This is a genomic window from Aminomonas paucivorans DSM 12260 (assembly GCF_000165795.1).
In the GTDB taxonomy this organism is placed as follows: Bacteria; Synergistota; Synergistia; order Synergistales; family Synergistaceae; genus Aminomonas; species Aminomonas paucivorans.
This window is the reverse complement of sequence record NZ_CM001022.1, coordinates 700,239-717,676: the sequence shown is the minus strand read 5'-3', so window position 1 is coordinate 717,676 and position 17,438 is coordinate 700,239. Positions and strand designations below refer to the sequence as shown.

15 protein-coding genes and 1 riboswitch are annotated in these 17,438 nt (G+C 68.2%); of the genes, 9 read left to right on the top strand and 6 right to left on the bottom strand.

Features of this window, described 5'->3' with window-relative positions:
* Positions 1-88 precede the first annotated feature (88 nt).
* The gene (locus tag APAU_RS12465; RefSeq protein ID WP_006300229.1) at positions 89-1,357 is read left to right on the top strand and encodes a methyltransferase domain-containing protein; all 1,269 of its coding nucleotides are present in this window, start codon (positions 89-91) and stop codon (positions 1,355-1,357) included.
* Between the two features lie 82 nt (positions 1,358-1,439).
* Here the strand turns inward: APAU_RS12465 and APAU_RS03155 are convergent, their stop codons facing one another.
* From APAU_RS03155 to APAU_RS03145, 3 genes are read right to left on the bottom strand one after another with little or no spacing between them, the layout of a single operon-like run.
* On the bottom strand, positions 1,440-2,873 hold the full coding sequence (locus APAU_RS03155) for an efflux transporter outer membrane subunit (protein WP_006300228.1): 1,434 nt from the start codon (positions 2,871-2,873) through the stop codon (positions 1,440-1,442).
* A complete protein-coding gene (locus APAU_RS03150; protein ID WP_006300227.1) occupies positions 2,870-6,025 on the bottom strand; it encodes an efflux RND transporter permease subunit in 3,156 nt (1,051 codons plus the stop codon). The genes APAU_RS03155 and APAU_RS03150 overlap by 4 nt, the downstream gene beginning before the upstream one ends.
* A gap of 10 nt (positions 6,026-6,035) precedes the next feature.
* Complete coding sequence (locus APAU_RS03145; protein WP_006300226.1) at positions 6,036-7,223, bottom strand: efflux RND transporter periplasmic adaptor subunit; 1,188 nt, start codon at positions 7,221-7,223, stop codon at positions 6,036-6,038.
* Between the two features lie 185 nt (positions 7,224-7,408).
* Here APAU_RS03145 and APAU_RS03140 point away from each other — a divergent pair, with 185 nt between their 5' ends.
* Together APAU_RS03140 and APAU_RS03135 are read left to right on the top strand one after the other, a co-directional pair.
* Positions 7,409-8,035 carry a DUF1007 family protein gene (locus tag APAU_RS03140; RefSeq protein ID WP_006300225.1) on the top strand — a complete coding sequence of 209 codons (627 nt, stop codon included), beginning with the start codon at positions 7,409-7,411 and terminating at the stop codon, positions 8,033-8,035.
* Entirely contained in the window at positions 8,032-8,943 is a 912-nt protein-coding gene (locus tag APAU_RS03135) for a HoxN/HupN/NixA family nickel/cobalt transporter (RefSeq protein WP_006300224.1), read from the top strand. The genes APAU_RS03140 and APAU_RS03135 overlap by 4 nt, the downstream gene beginning before the upstream one ends.
* Here the strand turns inward: APAU_RS03135 and APAU_RS03130 are convergent.
* Complete coding sequence (locus APAU_RS03130) at positions 8,940-9,473, bottom strand: TIGR03943 family putative permease subunit (protein WP_156789415.1); 534 nt, start codon at positions 9,471-9,473, stop codon at positions 8,940-8,942. The genes APAU_RS03135 and APAU_RS03130 overlap by 4 nt on opposite strands.
* Before the next feature lie 155 nt (positions 9,474-9,628).
* Positions 9,629-9,745: riboswitch (molybdenum cofactor riboswitch) on the top strand.
* A 56-nt stretch (positions 9,746-9,801) separates the two neighbouring features.
* Here APAU_RS03130 and APAU_RS03125 point away from each other — a divergent pair.
* The 5 genes from APAU_RS03125 (at position 9,802) to hydE (ending at position 15,017) form a co-directional block, all read left to right on the top strand.
* Positions 9,802-10,878: an ABC transporter substrate-binding protein gene (locus APAU_RS03125; RefSeq protein ID WP_006300222.1), complete on the top strand. Its 1,077-nt coding sequence runs from the start codon at positions 9,802-9,804 to the stop codon at positions 10,876-10,878.
* Positions 10,871-11,884, top strand: a complete 1,014-nt coding sequence (locus tag APAU_RS03120; protein ID WP_006300221.1) for a FecCD family ABC transporter permease — start codon at positions 10,871-10,873, stop codon at positions 11,882-11,884. The genes APAU_RS03125 and APAU_RS03120 overlap by 8 nt, the downstream gene beginning before the upstream one ends.
* The gene (locus tag APAU_RS03115) at positions 11,881-12,690 is read left to right on the top strand and encodes an ABC transporter ATP-binding protein (protein ID WP_006300220.1); all 810 of its coding nucleotides are present in this window, start codon (positions 11,881-11,883) and stop codon (positions 12,688-12,690) included. Before APAU_RS03120 ends, APAU_RS03115 begins: the two co-directional genes overlap by 4 nt.
* Before the next feature lie 73 nt (positions 12,691-12,763).
* Entirely contained in the window at positions 12,764-14,008 is a 1,245-nt protein-coding gene (gene hydF, locus APAU_RS03110; protein ID WP_006300219.1) for a [FeFe] hydrogenase H-cluster maturation GTPase HydF, read from the top strand.
* The gene (hydE, locus tag APAU_RS03105) at positions 13,989-15,017 is read left to right on the top strand and encodes a [FeFe] hydrogenase H-cluster radical SAM maturase HydE (RefSeq protein ID WP_006300218.1); all 1,029 of its coding nucleotides are present in this window, start codon (positions 13,989-13,991) and stop codon (positions 15,015-15,017) included. Before hydF ends, hydE begins: the two co-directional genes overlap by 20 nt.
* On the opposite strand, the gene APAU_RS03100 is transcribed toward hydE, so the two are convergent.
* Both APAU_RS03100 and APAU_RS12460 read right to left on the bottom strand, forming a co-directional pair.
* Positions 15,014-15,718, bottom strand: coding sequence for a YoaK family protein (locus APAU_RS03100; protein WP_006300217.1), 705 nt, complete (start codon positions 15,716-15,718; stop codon positions 15,014-15,016). The genes hydE and APAU_RS03100 overlap by 4 nt on opposite strands.
* A 63-nt stretch (positions 15,719-15,781) precedes the next feature.
* Positions 15,782-16,450 carry a hypothetical protein gene (locus tag APAU_RS12460; RefSeq protein WP_006300216.1) on the bottom strand — a complete coding sequence of 223 codons (669 nt, stop codon included), beginning with the start codon at positions 16,448-16,450 and terminating at the stop codon, positions 15,782-15,784.
* 102 nt (positions 16,451-16,552) lie between these two features.
* Between APAU_RS12460 and APAU_RS03090 the strand changes: the two genes are divergently transcribed.
* Positions 16,553-17,395, top strand: coding sequence for a helix-turn-helix domain-containing protein (locus APAU_RS03090; protein WP_006300215.1), 843 nt, complete (start codon positions 16,553-16,555; stop codon positions 17,393-17,395).
* Positions 17,396-17,438: the final 43 nt, after the last annotated feature.

The window sequence follows — 17,438 nt, the reverse complement described above, 5'->3', positions numbered from 1 at the left end:
ACCCCTTGACCTGTCCACGGGTACAACCTGTAGGCTCTTCCTTGCGGGGAACCGTCGGCCGACACACCCGCGGGAAGAGGGGATGCCCATGGAGACCATCGGGAGTCTGGCGAAGCGGCTGGGGCTGGGGCGGAGCACCCTGATGCACTACGAACGGCTGGGACTCCTCTCTCCCTCCGGGCGCACCGAGGGAGGCTACCGGCTCTACGGAGAGGCGGACCTGCGGCGTCTGGAGCGGATCCGCACCTTCCGGGAGGCGGGCCTTCCTCTCCAGACCATCCGGGAGCTGCTGGACCGCCCCGACCCGGAGGGGCTGGACCGGGCGCTGGAGGAACAGCTCCGGGCGCTCAACGAGGAGCAGCGCCGGGTGAGGCGCCGCCAGGCCCGAGTCTGCTCCCTCCTGTCCCGGGAGGCGGGGGGCGAGGCCCCCTCCCCGAAGGACTGGGTGGATCTGTTCGCCCGGGCGGGGCTTTCCCGAGAGGACGCGGTCCTCTGGCACCGGGAGCTGGAACGCTCCTTCCCGGAGCTGCACCACCAGATCCTGGCGGCCCTGGGCTATTCGGAATCGGACATCATTCTGCGACGAAAAGGAGGCATTCCCATGGACGCGACGCCGCTTGCGACGCACGTGTTTTTCGAGGCCTTCCGGAACCTGCCCCGGCTCAATCCGGGGTCCCGGGAGACCACCCTTCGGGGCCTCGCTCTGGCGGGCTCCCTGCCCCAGGCCCCGGAGATCCTGGAACTGGGCTGCGGGGAGGGCACGGTGGCGATGCTCCTGGCGGAGGCCACCGGAGGGACCGTGACGGCCCTGGACCTGCACCAGCACTACCTGGATACCCTGACGGAGCGGGCCCGCGCCCGGGGACTGGAGGACCGGATCCGCCCCGTGCAGGGGGACGTGGCGGCCCTGCCCTTTCCGGACCACAGCTTCGATCTGGTCTGGGGAGAGGGGATCGTCTTCGTCTTGGGGATGGAACGCGCCCTGGCGGAATGGCGCAGACTTCTGCGCCCGGGGGGGTGGCTCGCCCTGAGCGAGGCCTTCCTGGCGGAAGGCCCCCTGCCGGAGGAAGTGCGGACCTTCTGGGAGCGGGTCTACCCCCAGGCACTCTCCGCGGAGGAGAACGCGGCCCTGTTCCGGGCGGCGGGCTACCGCAACGTGGGGCATTTCGTCCAGCCCGACGGGGATTGGTGGGAACCCTACTACACCCCCCTGGGGAAACGCCTTCCTGCCCTGCGGGAGAAGTACCAGGAGGAGCCGGAGGCCCTGGGGGTGCTGGCGGGAATCCAGGAGGAGATCGACCTGCGCCGCCGGTGGCCCGAGACCTACGGCTACGTCTTCGTGACGGGACAGGTCTAGGACGGGGGAACAGGACAAGCGGGGCGGGATCCGAATCCGGATCCCGCCCCGCCGTTTGCGTCTTCCTCTTCTGCCGAGGGCCCTACGGCTTGGGGGCCTGGGCCTTCGGGGTCTGGTCCGCCGAGGCGGTGTCCCAGCCGCCCCCCAGGGCCAGGCACAGGTCCACCACCGCGTTCAGGCGGTCGGTGCGGGAGCCCTCCAGGTCCAGCTGCACCTGAAAAAGCTGCCTCTGGGCGTCCAGCAGGTCCAGGTGGCTGGCGTAGCCCCCCTCGTACTTGGCCTTGGCCAGCTCGTAGGCCCGGCTCTGGGCCTTCTCCTGCTCCGTTTGGAGGGTCAGGATCTCTTGGGCCTTGGTGTTGCCCACCAGGGCATCCAGGGTCTCCTGGAAGGCCGTGCGAACCGTCTGGTCGTAGATCCCCAGGGACTCCCGGGCCGCCGCTTCGGCCTTCTTCACCCGGGACTTGCGCTTGCCTCCGTCCACCAGGGGAGCGAGGAGCTTCCCCGCCAGCTCCCAGGCCGTGGGCCCGGTGAAGAGGTCCTCCAGCTCCGGGGAGGCGCTGCCGAAGAGCCCCGTGAGGGACAGGGTGGGAAACTGCGCCGCCTTGGCCTCCCCGATCTTCGCCAGGGCTGCCAGGTAGTCCTGTTCCGACTGCCGGATGTCCGGACGCCGCTCCAGAAGCTGGGAGGGCAACCCGGGGGGGATCTCCGGGGGCTGGGGCAGGGCGTCCAGGCTGACCCCCCGGGTCACCTGGTTCGCCACCTGCTCCTGGGGGTTGCGCCCCATGAGCACCAGCAGGGCGTGCTCCGATCGGGCCACGGCGTTCTCCATCTGCCGCACCTTCACCGCCGCCACGGCGGTCTCCGACTGGTCCTGCCGGTAGTCCAACTCGCTGGTCCGGCCCTTTTCGTACAGGAGCTTCCGCAGGGCCAGGGCCTCCTTGCGGGTCTGGAGGGTTTCCTGGGCGATCTGAAGCTGCTGGTCCTGCCCCCGGAGGGAGAAGTAGGCCTTGGCCACCTGCCCCGCCAGGGAAAGGCGCACCGTGTCCCGAGCCGCCTCGCTGGAGAGGAGCTGCAGCTTGGCCGCCGTGGTGGCCTTGCGGAGCTTGCTCCACAGGTCCGCCTCGTAGGACACCGCCCCCAGCACGTCGTTGGTGTTGGTGGGGTTGGAGGAACCGTTGGCCCCCTCGATCACCCGGGCCCGGGCCGCCTCCACCTGGAGGTTGACCTCCGGAGACTGCTGGGACCGGGTCTCTCCCAGCACCGCCCGAGCCTGTTCCACCCGGGCCAGGGCCTGTTCCAGGTTCCGGTTGTTGCGGAAGGCCTCCTCCACGCACCGGTCCAGGACGGGCTCGCGGAACAGGGTCCACCAGGCCGTCCGGGGGGTGATCAGGTCCCCGGAGACCGGGCCCGACCAGGAGACAGGCACGTCGGTGACCGGCTTGGTCATGGCCGGTCCCATGTCCAGGTGGAAGAAGGACCCCAGGATCAGGGCCGCCAAGAGTCCGCTGGTGGTCATGCCTTCGCCTCCCCGCTGCCGTCCGCCGGAGCGGCCGGGTCGTGTTCCCCGTGGATCCCGTGGGTCGCCTTCATGATGAGCTCGAAGAAGGAGGGGATGAAGAAGATGGCGATCCCCGTGGCCGCCAGCATCCCCCCCACCACCGCCGTGCCGATGGAGTGCCGGCTGGCGGACCCCGCTCCCGTGGAGAGCATCAGGGGCAGACACCCCAGGATGAAGGCCAGGGAGGTCATGATGATGGGCCGGAAGCGCAGGTGCGCCGCCTCCGCCGCCGCCTCGAAGAGGCTCAAGCCCTGCTGGTGCCGCATCAGGGCGAACTCCACGATGAGGATGGCGTTCTTGGAGGCCAAGCCGATGAGGGTCACCAGGGCGATCTGGAAGTAGATGTCGTTGGCCAGACCCCGGAGCCAGACTGCCAGGATGGCTCCGAAGAGGGCGAAGGGCACCGCCAGCACCACCGCCAGGGGGAGGCTCCACTTCTCGTACTGCGCCGCCAGGATGAGGAACACCATGATGATCCCCAGGCCGAAGGCCACTACGGTGGCGCTTCCCGTTTCCTGTTCCTGGTAGGCCGAACCGGTCCAGGCCAGGGTGTAGTCCTTGGGCAGCACCTCCCGGGCGACCTCCTCCATGGCCTGGATGGCCTGACCGGAGGTGTAGCCCGGCGCCGGGTCCCCGGTGACGCTGGCGGCGGGGAAGGCGTTGAACCGCTCCATCACCTCCGGCCCCAGCCGAGGCTTGAGGTCCAGCAGGGAGAGGAGGGGGATCATGTCCCCCTTGTTGGAGCGCACGTAGACGTAGCGCAGGTCGTCCGGCCGATCCCGGAAGGGGGCGTCGGACTGCACCAGCACCTGGAAGGTCCGTCCCAGCTTGTCGAAGTCGTTGACGTAGTAGGACCCGAAGGTGCTGGCCATGGTGGCGAAGACCTGGTTGATGGGCACCCCCAGGGCCCGGGCCCGGTTGCGGTCCAGGTTGGCGAACATCTGGGGGATGGTGGGGGCGAAGGTGGTGCGCAGCCCCGTGACCTCCGGCCTCTTGGCGGCCGCCTCCAGGAAGGCCTTGGTGGCCTTGCCCAGGTCCAGAGCGTCCCCGCCGCTGCGGTCCTGCAGGTACCCCTCGAAGCCCCCGGTGTTGCTCAGCCCCGAGATGGGGGGCGGGTTGAAGACCCACACCTGTCCCTCCGGGATGCCCCAGGTCTTGGCCAGGAGGTTCTTCACGAAGGCGAAGGAACTCTGGTCCGGGCGGGGGCGCTCCTTCCAATCCTTGAGCATGATGAAGGAGGTGCCGTAGTTGGACTGGAGGGTGCCGGAGAGCATGTTGTACCCCGCGAAGGTCATGGTGTCCTTCACCAGGGGATCCTTGGCCAGCACCGCGTCGAACTTCCGGACCACCTTCTCCGTGTGGTTCAGGGAGATGCCGTCCCCCAGGCGCACCATGGCCATGGCGTACCCTTGGTCCTCGTCGGGCACCAGGGCTGAGGGGACCATGCGGAAGACCCCCGCCGTGGCGGCCCCCAGGGCCAGGACGATCCCCAGGGCCAGGACCACGTGCCGCAGGAGGAACCGCACCCCGTCGGAGTAGCTTCGGGTCAGGGACTCGAAGGCCTCGTTGAACTTGCGGAAGAGCACGAACTTCTCGTCCCCATGCCGAGGCTTCAGGAGGATCCCGCACAGGGCGGGGGTGAGGGTCAGGGCCACGAAGCCCGAGATGACCACGGACACGGACAGGGTGATGGCGAACTGCTTGTACATCTGCCCCGTCATGCCTCCCATGAAGGCCACGGGGACGAACACCGACGCCAGGACCAGCACGATGGCGATGACGGGACCCGTCACCTCCTCCATGGCCTTCAGGGCCGCCTCCTTGGGGGCAAGTCGGTCCTCCTCCATGTGCCGGTCCACGTTCTCCAGCACCACGATGGCGTCGTCCACCACGATCCCGATGGCCAGCACCATGCCGAAGAGGGTCAAGGTGTTGATGGAGAACCCGAAGAGCTTCATCCCCGCGAAGGTTCCCACGATGGAGACGGGGACCGCCAGGCAGGGGATGAGGGTGGCCCGCCAGTTCTGGAGGAACAGGAAGACCACCAGGAACACCAGCACCATGGCCTCCATGAGGGTCTTCACCACTTCCTCGATGGAGATGCGCACGAACTCCGTGGTGTCGTAGGGGATGGAGGCCACCACGCCCTGGGGGAAGCGCTGGGACAGCTCCGCCAGCTTCTCCTTCACCAGGTCCGCCACCTTCAGGGCGTTGGCCCCGGGGGCCAGCATGATCCCGATGGGGATGGTGGGCTTGCCGTTCATGGTGCCGTCGAAGTTGTACTCCTTGGCCCCCAGCTCCACCCGGGCCACGTCCCTCAGGTACAGCACCGTGCCGTCCGGGTTGGCCCGCAGGATGATGTTCTCGAACTCCTCCGGGGTGGAGAGGCGTCCCCGGGTGGTCATGAGGAAGTTCCGGTCCAGGTTGGCCTCCGTGGGTTTCTGCCCCAGGCGGCCCACGGCGAACTGGGAGTTCTGCTCCTGGATCACCTGGATCACGTCGCTGGGGGTGAGCTTCAGCTGGGCCAGCCGGTCGGGGCGCAGCCAGACGCGCATGGCGTAGTCCTTGGAACCGTAGATCACCGCGTCCCCCACCCCGGGGATCCGCTTCATGTCGTCCACCAGGTTCACCAGGGCGTAGTTGTTCAGGTAGATGGTGTCGTACCGCCCGTCGGGAGAGTTCAGGGAGATCATGAGCAGCATGTTGGGGGAGACCTTCTGCACCGTCACCCCGTAGCGGCGCACGTCGTCGGGCAGAGAGGACAGGGCCATCTGCACCCGGTTGTTCACGTTGATGGTGGCCTGGTCCGGGTCCGTGCCGATGGCGAAGGTGACGTTCAGGGTCATGGCGCCGCTGCCGGAGCTGACGGAGTTCATGTAGATCATGTCGTCCACCCCGTTGATGCGGTTCTCCAGGGGGGACGCCACGGTCTGGGCGATCACCTCCGGGTCCGCCCCGGGGTAGACCGCGGAGACCTGGACCTGGGGGGGGACGATGTCCGGAAACTGGGCCACCGGAAGGGTGACCATGGCGATGCCCCCCGCCAGAAGGATGACGATGGAGAGCACCGAGGCGAGGATGGGGCGCCGGATGAAGAGGGCTGAGAACATCGGGGCCTCCTCAGGACTGCGGCGCGTCGCCGCTGGTCACCAGGACCGGGACGTCGGGCTGGACCTTCACCACCCCGTCCAGGACGATGCGTTCCCCCGCCGCAAGCCCCTTCTCCACCACCTGCACGTCCCCGATGGGAGCGGAGAGCACCACGGGGCGGGTGTGGGGCACGTTCTTCCCGTCCAGAACATAGACCAGGTTCCCCTGCTGGGTCTGGAGCACCGACCTCTGGGGCACCAGGATCACGTTCTTGAGGGCCCCCCCCTGGAGCTGCACCCGGACGAACTGCCCCGGCAGCATCTGCCCGTCGGGGTTGGGGAACTCGGCTCGGGCCTTGATGGAGCCCGTGGCGGGGTCCACCTGCCGGTCCTGGAAGTTCACCTTGCCTACCCGGGGGAAGACGGAACCGTCCCCCAGGGCGATGCGCACCTCCAGCCCCTGGGGCGGGAGCTTCAGTTTGCCTTCCGAGGCCAGCAGGTCGTTGCGTCGGGCCTCGTCGGCGGGGATGGCGAAGTCCACGTACAGGGGGTTCACCTGCACGATGGTGGTGAGGAGGCTTCCCTGGGCGTCCAGGGTGATGAGGTTCCCCTCGGAGCGGGTCTCCTTGCTGGTGATGCCCGACTCGGGAGCCCGGACCTGGGTGTACCCCAGGTTGATCTGGGCCTGCCGCACCGCTGCGGAGGCGGCCTCCACCGCCGCCCGGGCGCCGTTGTACGAGGCCACCGCGTCGTCCCGGTCCTTCTCGCTCAGGGCCTTCTTCTCGAACAGAGCGGTCACCCGGTCGTACTCGATCTTCGCCCGATCCAGCTGCACCTTCTGCTGCTGCAGCGTCCCCCGGGCCTGGTCCAGCTCCGCCTTGTAGGGGGCGGGGTCGATGACGAAGAGCAGATCCCCCTTCCGCACCGGGCGGCCCTCCACGTAGCAGCGCCGCAGGAGGATACCTCCCACCCGGGCCCGGACCTCCACCTGCTTCAGCCCCGCCGTCTGGCCCACGTACTCCAGGGGCAGGGGCAGATCCTGGACCTTCAGGGTCTCGGCGGTGACCACCACCGGAGGCATCTGCGCCCCCGCCGAGGCCTTGGACTTCTCCGCCTCCTTCATGTGTCGCCAGGCCAGAAAGCCTCCTCCCGCCACCAGCAGCAGGAGGAGCACCAACAACCCCCAGGGTTTTTTCGACCGCGTGATCTCCACGTCCATCGGCTCTTCGGTCTCCTTTATTTTTGAGGATGGGAGCATTGTACCCGCAAGGAGAAGACCCCTGCAATTGCCGGATCTTTGCGTTTTCTCGAACCGGCCCCGAAGGCCCCGGCTCCATTGACAATCCCCCGGCATCCTCTATCCTACCCATGAGTTTTAGCCCTTGAACTTCGAGGAGGCATTCCATGGTTCCCTTTTTCCAGGCTCTGCCGCGCCGATTCGTCCTTTCCTTCCTGGGGATAGTTCTCCTGTCCTCCCAGGCGTGGGGACACCCCCACGTGTTCCTGGACGGGGAGCTTCGGGTCCGGGCCGCCAAGGGAAGAGTGACGGCCCTGGAGCTGATCTGGGAGTTCGACGAGGCCTTCAGCCAGGGGATGGCGGGGGATTTCGACCGCAACGGGGACGGGAAGTTCGACCAGAAGGAGACGAAAGCATTGTTCAAGGGCGGGTTCGAGAACCTGAAGCACTTCGGCTATTTTCTGCGCCTGGAGCTGGACGGCAAGGTCCTGCCCCCCCTGAAGAAGGCCCGGGACTTCTCTCCCCGCCTGGACGGGGAAACGGGGAAGCTGGTCTACCGCTTCGTTCTGCCCGTGGACCTGGCCCCCCGGGCAGAGGGTTCCACTCTGGTGGTCGCCCTCTACGACACCTCCTACTACGTGGACACCCTCTGGAAGGAAGGACACCCCGGAAAGGCCACCGGGGACGGAAGCCTTTCCATGGCCTTCTCCCTGGGCAAGGGGAAGGCCCCTTCGGAATACTGGGGGACCTGCGAGGTTCCCCAGATTCGGGTCCGCCTGGGGGCCAAGCGATGAGGCTTCGTCGGAGGATCTGGGCCGCGGCGGTCCTGGCGGCCCTGCTGTGCCCGGGGACTGCGGCGGGAGCAAGCAACCCCTTTCTTCCCGGAAACGCTCCCGCCCCTCGGGTGGTCCGAAATCTGTCGGGGGTATCGGTTTTGACCCACTGGCAGAGGGCGCTGCAAAGCCGCATGACCGCCCTGATGGACATCTCCACCTCCGCAGCCGTGGGGACCTTGACTCTGGTGGCAGGAATCTACGGGGTGGTGCACGCCCTGGGGCCGGGACACCAGAAGACCCTCCTGGCGGGACTCGTCCTGTCTCAGGGGGCAACCCTGGGACAGGCGGCGACGGCGGCCTTCCTGACTGCCGCGCTCCATGCGGGGTCCTCCATCGTCCTCATCGGGGGCACCGCCCTGGCCCTGGAGCGGGCCTCCCTCACCGCTTTCGAGAGGGGGCGGGAACTGATCCAGCGCGGGGCGGCCCTGGCCTTGGTGGCCCTGGCCCTGGGGATGTTGGTCCGGCGGGTCCGGGAAGCGGCGCACCGAAGAAGACACCGCCTGGAAGCGGGACACGATGCCTCGACATGCCCCGTCTGCTCCCGGATGGAGCGGGCCCGGGAGAAGGGGGCCTCTCCCTGGGGGGCGGTAGTGGCGGGGGGGATCGTTCCCTGCCCGGGGGCGGCGCTGCTGCTCCTTCTGGGGATCTCCGCAGGACACCTGGGGCTCGGGGTTCTGGCGGTACTGGCCCTCTCTCTGGGGATGGGGGTCACCCTCTTCGCCGTGGAGATGGGGGCCATGGGGGTCCGTCGGGGCCTGATCCCCCTGGGGAAGGGAGACCCCCGACGGGGCGACCGGATCCGCACCGTCCTGGAAGTGGGGGGCTCGCTGCTGGTGCTGGCCTTCGCGGTGCTGCTGGCCTTCTAGGGGGCCGGGAAGACCACCGGGGAGAACCCCTCGTCGGGGGACACGGCATGGGCCCGCACCGCAGGGACGGGAAAGGTCTTCCCCGACTCCGGGTCCCGGGTGGACACCTCCACCAGGCGCCCTCGAACCCGCACCCCCGTCCCATCCGGAGGAGCCTTGCCCCCCAGGACCACGAAGGCCAGGAAGACCTCGTCGTTCTCGCAGCACCAGCGAAGCCTCCGCCCCACCAGGTAGCCCTTTTCCGGAAGCCCCTCCTCCCGCCGCACGGTGCCCCGAAGCTCCACCTCCCGCCCCAGGTAGCGCGTCCGGTGGTCATAGAGTTCCCGGTAAATCCCCTCGAACCGGTCGTCGTCGAAGGAGATCAGCCCCTTCGGAGACAGGGTGGGGGCAGGACGGTAGAACCCCGTCCCCGCCGACGGGTTCTCCACCCCCGAAAGCTCCGCCAACTCCTGCGGGGCCACCCGGGACGGGGCCGGGCCGGGAGAAAGCTCCAAGGCCCCCACCGCCAGGGCCAGGACGAACACCCCCACCCGCTTCGTCGGAAACCGCCTCTTGCCCCTGTCTTCCCTCTCCTGTCCCATGACCCCACCATAGCACGCCCAAGAGGGCGCGGCACGGATCCTCTGGTAGTGCAGGCCCCTTTCTTGACAGGCGAGGATGCTCCGATTAAAGTCTTCGGAAGCAACTTGGTTTCAACCTCCGAGCCCCTCTTCCTAAGGGCATCGCCTAAGGAATCGGGCCATCGGGCGTGCCTGGAAACGGGACCGCCTCCCGCTTGGAAAGGGGGTTCCGGTGTGCCGTTTCTCCTGACCTCTTCCTGCGGGAAGGGGTCATTTCGTTTCTCGGGGAGATGTGCGTATGAAGGATCGACTGCTCAAGCACAGCGGCCTGTGGTTTCTGGGAATCCTGCTCGCGGGGTGTCTCGCCCTGCCCCTGCCCTCCTTCGGGGCGGAGAAGCGCATGGTGGTGGACCAGCTGGGCCGGGTGGTGGCGGTACCGGTGAAGGTGGACCGGGTGGTGTGCCTCATGCACCACGGAGTGGACATCCTGATCGAGCTGGGGGCGGCGGACCGGCTGGTGGGGATCACCCGAACCTGGCAGAAGGATCTGCCCGCGGGGATCACGAAGATCTGTCCGGCTCTGAAAAAGCTCCCCACCCCCGGCGGTCTCAACGAGGTGAACATGGAGGAGCTTCTGCGCCTCAAACCGGACCTGGTCATCGTGACCCACTACGCCCCGAAGGACATGATCCAGCAGATGGAGGACGCGGGGGTTCCGGTGCTGGCCTTGGCGCTCTACAAGGCCCGGTACGAGGAGGCTTCCCGCCTCAACCCGAAACTGAAGAACCCCGACCAGGCCTATACGGAGGGCATGAGGGAAGGGATCACTCTTCTGGGAGAGGTCCTGGGGGTGCAGCCCCGGGCCAAGGCACTCCTGGACTTCACCTTCAAATGGCGGAACCTGGCCCGGGCAAGAACCGCCGGCATCCCCCGAGGCGACCGCACCACCTGCTACATGGCCAACCCGGACCTGTACACCTACGGCACAGGCAAGTACACGGGGGTCATCATGGACCGAGCCGGGGGCATGAACGTGGCGGAGGGCATCAACGGCTATGCCCAGGTCACCATGGAGCAGATCCTGCTCTGGAATCCCCAGGTGATCTTCGTGCAGGACCGGTACGCCAAGGTAGCGGAGCACATCCGCAAGGACCCCACATGGGGCAAGGTTCGGGCGGTCCGAGATCGGCGGGTCTACCTCACCCCGGAGTACGTGAAACCCTGGGGACACCCCTGCCCGGAGTCCATGGCCCTGGGAGAGCTGTGGATGGCGAAGAAACTCTATCCCGCCCGTTTCGCGGACATCGACATCCAACCCGTGGTGAACGAGTTCTACACCCGTTTCTACGGAATACCCTATCCGGGGGATGATTAAACCCCAAGGGGCGAGGGCGGCGCTTCTCCTACCGCTCCTGCCCCTGACTCTGTTCCTCCTTTCCTTCACCCTCGGACGCTACCCCATCCCTCTGCCGACGGTGCTGAAGATCCTGGCGGCAAAGTTCTTCCCTCTGACGCCCCATTGGCCCGACACCATGGAGACGGTCCTCTGGAACCTGCGTCTGCCTCGGGCCCTGGGAGCCATGATGGTAGGAGCCGCCCTGTCCTCTTCGGGCTGCGCTTTCCAGGGACTGTTCCGCAACCCCCTGGTATCTCCCTACGTCTTGGGTGTCGCCGCCGGATCGGGGTTCGGAGCCTGCCTCGCCATTCTCTTCACCGAGACCCGATGGATCGTGCAGCTTTCCGCGACCCTCTTCGGCATGGTGGCGGTGCTGGGTGCCACCGGTCTCAGCGGGATCTACCGCAAAGCCTCCACCCTGGTGCTCGTCCTGGGGGGCATCATCGTGGGGTCCTTCTTCTCCGCCCTGATCTCCCTGCTGAAGTTCCAGGCGGACCCCTACGAGAAGCTCCCCGCCATGGTGTTCTGGCTCATGGGGTCCCTCGCCCGGGTCTCCCTCACAAACCTCCTGGCGGTCGCTCCCATGATGGCGGTCGGACTGGGGGTTCTGCTGGCCCTGCGCTGGCGACTGAACCTCCTGGCCTTCGGAGAGCAGGAGGCTCAAGCGTTGGGGGCGGAGGTGGTCCGGGAGAGGTGGCTGGTCATCCTGGCCTGTACCCTTCTCACATCTTCCGCCGTATGCCTTGCCGGGGTGATCGGGTGGGTGGGGCTGGTCATCCCCCACATCGGCCGCCTCCTGGTGGGACCGGACATCCGCCGCCTCCTCCCCGCAAGCATCTCCCTGGGCTCTTTCTACCTTCTCCTGGTGGACACCCTCTCCCGGACCCTCTCGGCGTCGGAAATCCCCCTGGGAATCCTCACGGCCCTGATCGGGGCGCCCTTCTTCGCCTGGCTTCTGAGCCGCAACCGGGTGGCCTGGCGATGAAGCTTCAGGTTCGGGACGCCACCTTCGCCTACCCCGGATCGCGGGAGGTGTTCCGGGGACTGAGCTTCGACATGACACCCAACGAAGTGTTCTGCCTTTTGGGCCCCAACGGCACGGGGAAATCCACCCTCCTCCAGTGTCTGGACGGGTTGCTGCCCCTCGCCTCCGGGAAAATCCTCCTGGACGGTCAGGACCTCTCCCGCTGGGGACGTCGGGAGATCGCGCGCCGAGTGGCCTTCATCCCCCAGAACCATGTCCCCGTCTTCCCCTTCACGGCGCTGGAGGTGGCTCTTCTGGGCAGGACGCCCCATCTGGGGATCTTCGGCTCCCCCGGAAAGCGGGACCAACACCTGGCGGAGGAAGCCCTGGACCGCCTGGGGGTACTCCCCCTGCGGGACCGCCCCTATACGGACATCAGCGGAGGGGAGAGACAGCTGGTGCTGCTGGCTTCGGTATTGGCCCAGCAGGCGGAACTCCTCCTGCTGGACGAACCCACGGCACACCTGGACTTCGGCAACCAGACCCGGTTCCTTCGCACCCTCGGGACCCTGGCCCGGGAAGGTCTTTCGGTACTCCTGACCTCCCACGTTCCGGACCATGCCCTCTCCTCCGCCAGCACCGCGGCGATCCTCAAGGACGGTCGCTTCCTTCGCTGCGGGACCCCCTCGGAGGTGGTCACCGAATCCCTCATCCGGGAGGCCTACGGTGTGGCGGTGCGGGTTCTGGAAGTACCGGAAAACCCGGACATGCGAACCTGCGTGCCCCTGCCGGAGGAAACCCTGACGAAGCCCCGCCCTCGGCATTGACCTCCCAGGAACAAACGATATGATGGGTTTGGGCATCCAACCCAAAACCCTTTCAAAGAAACGAGGCGCATCCATGCTCCGAACTCCCCTGGCGGAACAGATCAGCGTGGTGGTCTACGGGCGGCGCAACGCGGGGAAATCCTCCCTGGTGAACCGGATGCTGGGCATGGAGGCGTCCATCGTCTCGCCCCGCCCCGGCACCACCACGGACCCGGTGGTGCGCAGCGTGGAGATGGGGGCCCTGGGCCCGGTGGCGGTGACGGACACGGCGGGGTACGACGACGACGAGGACGAGCTGGGAACCCTGCGGACGGAGCGGTCCCGAAAGAGGCTGGAGACGGCGGACATCGTGCTCTTCGTCACCCCCGGGGACGAGGAACCCACCTCCGACGAGATCGCCCTGACGGAGGAGCTGCACCGCCGGGACAAGCCGGTGCTGGTGGTGCTCACCCGGTCGGACCGGGAGATCGCCGAGGCCAAGCGGCGCTTCGCCCCGGGTTTCCGCAAGATCGCCGTGGACAACCTCACGGGCCGGGGCATCGAGGACCTGAACGCCGCCCTGCGCCAGTTCTCCGACCAGGTGGAGCGGGAGATCACCCCCCTGGAGGGGCTGGTGCAGGCGGGCGACCTGGTGCTCCTGATCACCCCCATCGACTCCTCCGCCCCCAAGGCCCGGATGATCCTTCCCCAGGTGGAGGTGATCCGGGATATCCTGGACCAGGACTGCTTCATGGCCATCGCCAAGGAGCACCAGCTGGGAGCGTGCTACGCCTCCCTGGGGGTCCGCCCCGCCCTGGCGGTGACGGACAGCCAGGCCTTCAGCGAGGTCCGGGAGATCCTGCCGCCGGACCAGCTTCTCACGTCCTTCTCCATCCTCTTCGCCCGGAAGAAGGGGGACCTGGCCTTCTTCGTGGAGGGGATCCAGCGGCTGGAGGAGCTGCCCGAATCCCCCCGGGTCCTGGTGCTGGAATCGTGCAAGCACCACCGCATGGACGACGACATCGGCACGGTGAAGATCCCCAACCTCTTCCGCCGCCTGGTGCGGGCCGGGGCCGCCTTCGAGCTGCGCCAGGACGTGCCCTCCCCGGAGGAGCTGCGAAACTACCACTACGTCATCAACTGCGCGGGCTGCATGACCACCCGCAACGACATGCTGCGCCGCATCGCCCTCCTCCGGGAGGCGGACGTGCCGGGGACCAACTACGGCCTCTTCCTGGCCTGGGCCAAGGGGCTCCTGCCCCGGGCGCTGGAGCCCTTCCCGGTGGAACACGCCCTGTACCACAGCTTCCGGCGCAGCCATGAACCCGTCTCCGCCTGACCTGGAGACCCTCTGGGCCCTGCCCCTGCCGGAGCTGATCGCCCGGGCCGACGAGGTGCGACGCCGGCGGGTGGGGGACGGAGTGTGGCTGAGGGGGCTGCTGGAGTTCACCAACCGCTGCACCCAGGGATGCGCCTACTGCGGCATCCGGGGGGGCAACGGCCGGGCGGTGCGCTACTCCCTGACGGAGGACCAGATCGAGGCCACGGTGCGGCGGGGTTGGGATCGAGGCTTTCGGACCTTCGTCCTTCAGGGGGGCGAGGACCCGGACTGGACCACGGACCGCCTCTGCCGCTTGGCGGAGCGGCTGAGGATCATTCTGGGGGACCAAGGAGCCCTGACCCTGAGCTGCGGCATCAAGAGCCGGGAGGACTACCGTCGCCTGGCGGAGGCGGGGGCGAACCGCTATCTGCTGCGCTTCGAGACCTCCGACCCGGAACTCTTCTCCCGCCTCAAGCCCGGGCAGACCCTGGCCCGAAGGCTGGAGGCCCTGCAGGACCTGCGGGACGGGGGCTTCGAGGTGGGGTCGGGCTTTCTGGTGGGCCTCCCGGGGGAGACGGAGGAAACGAGGCGGGAGAACCTGCGCCTCTGCGCCTCCCTGAAGCTGCACATGGTGGGTATCGGCCCCTTCCTCCCCCATCCGGACACCCCCCTGGCGGGGGCCCAGCCGGGCTCCATGGAAGATACGGTACGGCTGGTGGCACTGCTGCGACTGCTCCTTCCCGAGGCCAACATCCCCGCCACCACCGCCGCGGGGTCCCGGGACGCGGGGGGCCGGGAGGCCATGCTGGCGGCGGGGGCCAACGTGCTCATGCCCAACCTCACCCCCCCGGGGGCGCGGGAACACTACACCCTCTACCCCGGGAAGGTGGCCCTGGTGCGGGACGGAGCGGAGGACCTGGAAGAACTGCTGGCCCACCTCCACTCCCTGGGCCGCAAGGGACTCCTGGAACGGGGAGATTCCCTGGCCTTCCTGCGGGATCAAGTCTCCCGCGAACCGACCCTCTAGTCCGGCGCCCCCTCCCGGACATACAGGCTCAGGGCCGCCGCCAGGAGCCCCGCCGCCCCCCAGACAGATCGGGTTCCCCCCAGGGAGGTCAGGACACCCCCGATCAGCGCCCCCAGGGTGAAGAAGCCGATGACCGTGAGGTAGCGCCCCACCTTCTCCCGCTCCCCCGGATCCCTTCGGGCCAAGGCGACCCAGAGGGCCTGAGAGGCGGACCGCAGGTTTCCCGTCATCATGGTGGTGCTGTAGGGGGCATCCACCAGACGGCGGAAGGCGCAGACCTGCACGGAGGCCACAAAGGACACGGCGGCGTTGACGAACAGGGGTGGGGTCCCCCGGGGGGCGAACCCCACGACGGTGAGGGTCAGGATCTCCAGAGTCAGGGCGAAGCGCCCCCAGTCCAGCCGGGCGGACAGGGAGGAGGACTTGGCCGCCTCCACGACGAACACCCCCGCCACAAAGGCCAGAATGGGAGGGAGATAGGTCCCCATCTGCCGGAAATCCCCCAGGGAGGCGGCGATGCCGATGAGCACCAGGTTCCCCGTCTGGGCATTGGCAAAGACCCCGTCCCAGCCCAGGAAGGTGTAGGCGTCCAGGAACCCTCCCACCAGGGCCAGGAGCACCCCTAACCTCACCGACTCGTGGGGGGCCTTCAGACCCCGCCGGATCCACCCCCGAAGCGCTTCGATCCGCCCATCCGCCATGACTTCGCCTCCCTGCGCCCCAGGGTACCACCGGGGGAGGACGGCGTCAGTCGTCGGCGGGGCTCATGCCCCCTCCAGCACCTCCCGTCCCTCCTCCGCGGCCCCGGGCAGGGCCAGCCGCACCAGATCCCGCACCCGGTCCAGATGGCGGTGCACCGTCTCCGCCCGCAGACCCGGCACCGGATAGACCACGTACAGCGCCGCCCGGCTCTCCCCGTCCAGGCAGGTTCTCTGGTCCGGTCCGTGGAGGATGGTCCCCACCACTCCCCTCTGGTCCGCCAGGGTCAGGTCCCCGGGGACGACGGTCTGATCCCGTCCCTTGCCCAACAGCTGGTAGGTCTCCCCTTCCCTTCCCGGGCGGGCCTCCAGGGGGAAGGCAAGCCGCAGAGGATCGTAACCCGCAGAGAGCACCCCCGTCTCCAGCTCCGCCAGAAACAGGGGCGTCACCAGGGCCGACACGGGGGGCACCTTCTTGCCCTTCAGGATCGACTCCAGCTGCAACCTCACGTGGTAGGACTTGCCGAAGCGCCGGTAATAGGCTTCGTAGTCCCGGTAGACCGGCAGCTCCTTCAGGGCTCCCCGGTCCGCCCCTCCGTGCTTTCCCCGAAGTTCCTCCTCCCCCCGGCGGCACTCCGCTTCCAGAGCCTCCGAGACGGGAGGGTTGCTCCCCCCGTTCAGGAGCATCCAGCCCGCCGCCAGGGTTCCCCATGCAGGATCCCAACGAATCTCCACGAACATCCCCTCCTTCGCATGCCCCCATCCTAATCGTCCCGGAGCAGGGGGGCTTGTACGATCCTGCCCCGAAAGGGGAACATGGGGGTGGGAGGTGAGGACATGGAGGATCGGGAACCCCGCCCGCCCCGGGAGGAGGCGGTACTGGTGCCCTGTCCGGAGCTGGAGAACGTGGAGGTCCTGCGGGCCTCCTACCGGACCCAGTCCTTCACCCGACACAGCCACGAAGCCTTCGCTTTCGGGGTCATCGAGAGGGGCGGCCTGGCCTTCCGGCTTCGAGGAACCCTGGAGATGGCGGGGTGCGGGGACGTCTCCCTGGCCTTCCCCGGGGAGGCCCACACGGGGCAGGGGGCGGATCGGGAGGGGTGGAGCTACCGCATGTTCTACGTTCCCCCGGAGCTGCTGGCCTCGGTGGCCCGGGAGGTGGCCCCGTCGCGCCGAGGGCTGCCGCCCCTGCTTGCGGGGGTGGTTCGGGACCGGGAACTGGCCCGGAGCATCGCGACCCTGCATCGCAAGGTGGAGGCCCGGGACGCCTCCCCCCTGGATCTCCAGGAACGCCTCCAGGGTATCCTGGCCCGGCTGGTGACCCGTCACGCCCGCTGGGACGAGGCTTCCGTTCCCCCGCTGGACGGTCCGGCCCTGCGGGCCCGAGCCCTGCTGGAGGAGCGGTTCGCCGAGGCCCTGTCCCTGGAGGATCTGGCTCGGGCAGCGGGGTGCGGTCCCTTCCGGCTGATCCGGGCCTTTCGGGAGACCTGGGGCATGCCGCCCCACGCCTGGCAGCTCCAGCTTCGGGTGCGCCGGGGGCAGGAGCTGCTGCGGGGGGGCTGGACCGCCGCCCGGGCGGCGGCGGAGCTGGGCTTCGCGGACCAGAGCCACTTCACCCGGGCCTTCCGGCGCATCGTGGGGATGCCCCCGGGGGCCTACGCCCGACAGGTCCGGACATGACCGTGCCCCGGGGAACCCCCCGGGGCACGGGTGGCCGCCGCTT